The sequence below is a fragment of the Brevundimonas sp. genome (assembly GCF_031082345.1).
GTDB lineage: Bacteria > Pseudomonadota > Alphaproteobacteria > Caulobacterales > Caulobacteraceae > Brevundimonas.
In genome coordinates this window covers 1-3,523 of the sequence record NZ_JAVHLH010000281.1, presented here as the reverse complement: position 1 = coordinate 3,523, position 3,523 = coordinate 1, and the positions used below count along the sequence as shown (strand labels likewise).

The following is a 3,523-nucleotide window of genomic DNA, read 5'->3' as shown; positions in this document are numbered from 1 at the left end:
GGTGACCAGCGGATTGTCGACGAAATCCGGATCCTTCGTCGCGTCCTCGACGACCATGACGCCGCGCCCGGGCAGCCGCAGGGCGCGGTTGCAGAACGCCTCGCGCCGACCGGTCTCGCAGGCCTCGAAACCATACCGCGACTTGAACCACTGCCGTTCCGCGTCGATCAGCGACACCAGGGCCGTCGGGACGTCGAACAGGGCGGCGGCCAGGCGCGTGAGCCGGTCGAAGCGGGGCTCGGGCGGCGTGTCCAGCACCCTCAGCGCATGCAGGGCGGCGAGGCGCTCCGGCTCGTTCTCCGGCGCCCCGGCGGGAGCCGACAGGGGCGGATCGGCGTCGGGACTCATGGCACAGCCGCTCCCTCGCTTGCCGGCGCCCCGAAGCCTTTCCGGGTCATCGTTCCCCAGGACTGGCTGCGCCGCAGATATTGCCAGACCCCGCGCAGCCGCCAGAAGTTGTTCAGCTGCCGGTAGCCGAAATTCTCGAGGATCGCGACGAGGGTCAGCAGCACCAGATCGCCGGCGCGGGGGAAACGCCGCAGACTGGATTCCTCCAGAGCCAGCGATCCGACGGAAATCACCACGCCGAAGGTGAAGGTGACGGCGGCGAAGGCCAGCAGATATTCGATCGACAGCAGGCCGGTCAGCCAGAACAGGGGGATCAGGAAATACCCCAGCATTTCGACGATCGGCCCCAGCACGTCGACCAGGAAGACGTAGCCGAAACCGACGAACCCCACCCGCCCGTACTTCCGCCGGAACATCATGTCCCAGTGGCGCTCGAAGGTCTCGAGCGAGCCCCGGTGCCAGCGGGCCCGCTGGCGGCCGAGAACGCGCAGGTCTTCCGGCGCCTCGGTCCAGCAGACCGGCTCGGGCACGAAGGCGACCCGATAGGGCAGTCCGCGGTCCCGCATGAGCCTGTGGAGCTTGACGACCAGCTCCATGTCCTCCCCGACGGTTCCGCGGGTGTAGCCGCCGGCTTCGATGACGCGGTTGCGGCGGAACAGTCCGAAGGCGCCCGAGATGATGGTCAGGGCGTTGATGCGGCTCCACGCCAGACGGGCCATCAGGAAGGCCCGCAGATATTCCACAGTCTGCAGCAGGGCGAGGAGGTTGCGGGGCGGACGGACCTCCAGCACCCGGCCGTGTTCGATGCGGCAGCCGTTCGCGATGCGCACCGTGCCGCCGACCGCCACCGTCCGCTCGGGGTCCTCGACGAAGGGCCTGACCGCACGCAGCAGGGCGTCCGGTTCGAGCAGGGAGTCGGCGTCCATCGAGCAGAAGATCGGCGCGCGCGAGACGTTGATGCCCGCATTGAGGGCGTCGGCCTTGCCGCCGTTCTCCTTGTCCACGACGATCAACCGCGGCTGGTGGGTCCCGCCGTAGATCCCGCGGATCGGCCTGTGGTCGATCGGCAGGTCGTAGTGCCGTTCGATAGGCCGGAGGCCGAAACCGTCGATCAGGACCTGAAGCGTGCCGTCGTTGGACCCATCGTTGATGACGATCACCTCGAAGCTCGGATACTGCAGCGACAGCAGCGAACGGACGCTCTCGGTGATGGTCAGGGCCTCGTTGTAGGCGGGGGCCAGCAGGGCGATGGGCGGCGAGGCGTCCGCATAGCGCCGCCACAGCAGGCCGCCCGACGGCGTCGGCGGAGTCTGGATCAGCGCCGCCGCCGCCAGGCCCAGCTGAACCAGGTAGACAAAGTTCTGCAGCAGGCCGGTCACGATGACGACAATCGCGATCGACTGGGCGAGCACCGCCAGCCAATGCAGGATCGGCGCGCTCATGCGGCCGTCCGCGCCAGACCGCGTTCCGCCAGCGCCAGCGACGCGGCCCGGCGCGGCAGATCACCCTGCCCGGTCGCCGCCGCCCGCAGTCCTTTCAGACCCGTCGAACCCAGGGCCGACAAGGCTTCGCCGGCGCGGAAACGGACCCACCAGACGGGGTCCGAGAGCTGGATGATGAGCAGCGGCACAGCCGACTTCAGACCGATCCGCCCGGCGGCCTCGCAGGCGGCCGACCGCACCATCCACACGGGGTCCTCAAGGGCCGCGAGGATGCGAGGCTCGGCCGCCGGGTGCCCCATGGCGGCGAGACCCCGCACGGAGGCGATCCTCAGCTCCACGTCGGGCGCCGTGGCGCCGATGCAAAGGGGTCGCATGGCCCGGAAATCCCCGCTGGCGCCGAGCGCCTCGGCCAGGATCACCCGCGCCTTCGGCGGCGTCCCGGGATCGCCGAAGGCGTGCAGGGCCGCCCGGGTGTCGCCGTTCACCAGCCGGCGCATCAACGGAAGATAGAGCAGGGATTCGGACCCGCGGCTGCGGTGAATCTCCTGCAGCACCTCGGCCAGCGGCGGGGCGGCGTCGAGCTCGATCAGCGATCGCATCAGAGCCACCCGCAGGTTTCCGTGACGCGTCTGGACGAGCGCCGCCTTCAGGGCCTCGACCGTCTCCGGACCCGGGAAGTGCGACAGGGTCTCGGCCGCCACCATACGACCGGCGATTCCGCCCCTGAACAGGCGGCGTTGGAAGCGTTGGTCCATCTTGATCGACTGCAGGGCCTCCAGCAGCCTTTCCCGCTCGCCCCCCCGGACCATGGCCAGCAGTTCAAGCAGGGCCTCGCCCATAAGCCGCGCCCGATGGTCGACGCCGCGCAGGCGTCCCAGGGCGTCCCCCGACCCGTTCATGACGTCGAGAAAGGCGTCGCAGGCCCGGTCGCGGTCGCGGCCGCGCCGCGCGTCCCTTTGCTCCCGGAACAGTCGGCCGACGACCAGGGCGGATATCCATGCGAGCGCCGCCATGACCAGCAGGATCGACGTCCACCACAGGAGCAGCAGACCTTCCATCAGAACCGCAGGCCGAACCCGATGGTGGCTTCGCGCCGGTCATAGGCGCCGCGATCCTCGGACACCGCGCCGATGCGCAGCCTCAGACGATCGGTCACGTCGATGTCGGCCCCGAGGCTCCAGGCGGAGACCTCGACCGTCACCCCTTCCGAGCTTTCAGGGGCGTCGGCATAGCCGAGCCGCAGCCCGAGCCTGGGGGTCGCCTGCCAGCGCGTCTGGACCGCCCAGCCCTGGCGATCCTCGCCGGTCTCGTCACGGACGACGATCCATCGGGCCGCCAGCTGCAGCCTTTCGCTCAAGACATCCACGAGCAGTCCGGGCTGGATCGCGGTCACCGTGCCGGTCGGATAGCGGGCCGTCGAGGCGCCCAGGGTGGCCGATAACCGGTCCGTCAGGCGCACCTGCCCGCCCAGACCCAACATCAGTTCCGGGCGATAGTCCGCGTCCGTCGCGCCGCCGAGAAAGACGTAGGCCCCGCCGCGCCCGAACCGTCGATCCAGACGCGCCTCGACATAGGTGTCGCGGTTGTCGAACCGTTCGGTCGCTTCGACCGCCAGGGCGGCGCTCCAGCGGTCGGTGAGGGCGGCCGCCACCGCGACGCGCGCCTCGGACCAGTCCGGAAGGCCGCCCGAGAGTTCGCTGCGCGCCACGCCGACGTCCAGGCGCCATCGCGGC

General features: G+C 70.1%; 3 protein-coding genes and 1 pseudogene. All 4 read right to left on the bottom strand.

Annotated features, from left to right (window positions below; translation table 11 throughout):
• Positions 1-348, bottom strand: a pseudogene (locus RDU12_RS14020) (GAF domain-containing protein); the annotation flags it as partial.
• The gene (locus RDU12_RS14015) at positions 345-1,790 is read right to left on the bottom strand and encodes a glycosyltransferase (protein ID WP_300291202.1); all 1,446 of its coding nucleotides are present in this window, start codon (positions 1,788-1,790) and stop codon (positions 345-347) included. The gene RDU12_RS14015 and the pseudogene RDU12_RS14020, both read right to left, overlap by 4 nt.
• Complete coding sequence (locus RDU12_RS14010) at positions 1,787-2,848, bottom strand: HEAT repeat domain-containing protein (protein ID WP_300291204.1); 1,062 nt, start codon at positions 2,846-2,848, stop codon at positions 1,787-1,789. The genes RDU12_RS14015 and RDU12_RS14010 overlap by 4 nt, the downstream gene beginning before the upstream one ends.
• Positions 2,848-3,523: YaiO family outer membrane beta-barrel protein (locus RDU12_RS14005; protein ID WP_308685226.1), on the bottom strand; the 676-nt coding region annotated here is incomplete at its 5' end. The genes RDU12_RS14005 and RDU12_RS14010, both read right to left, overlap by 1 nt.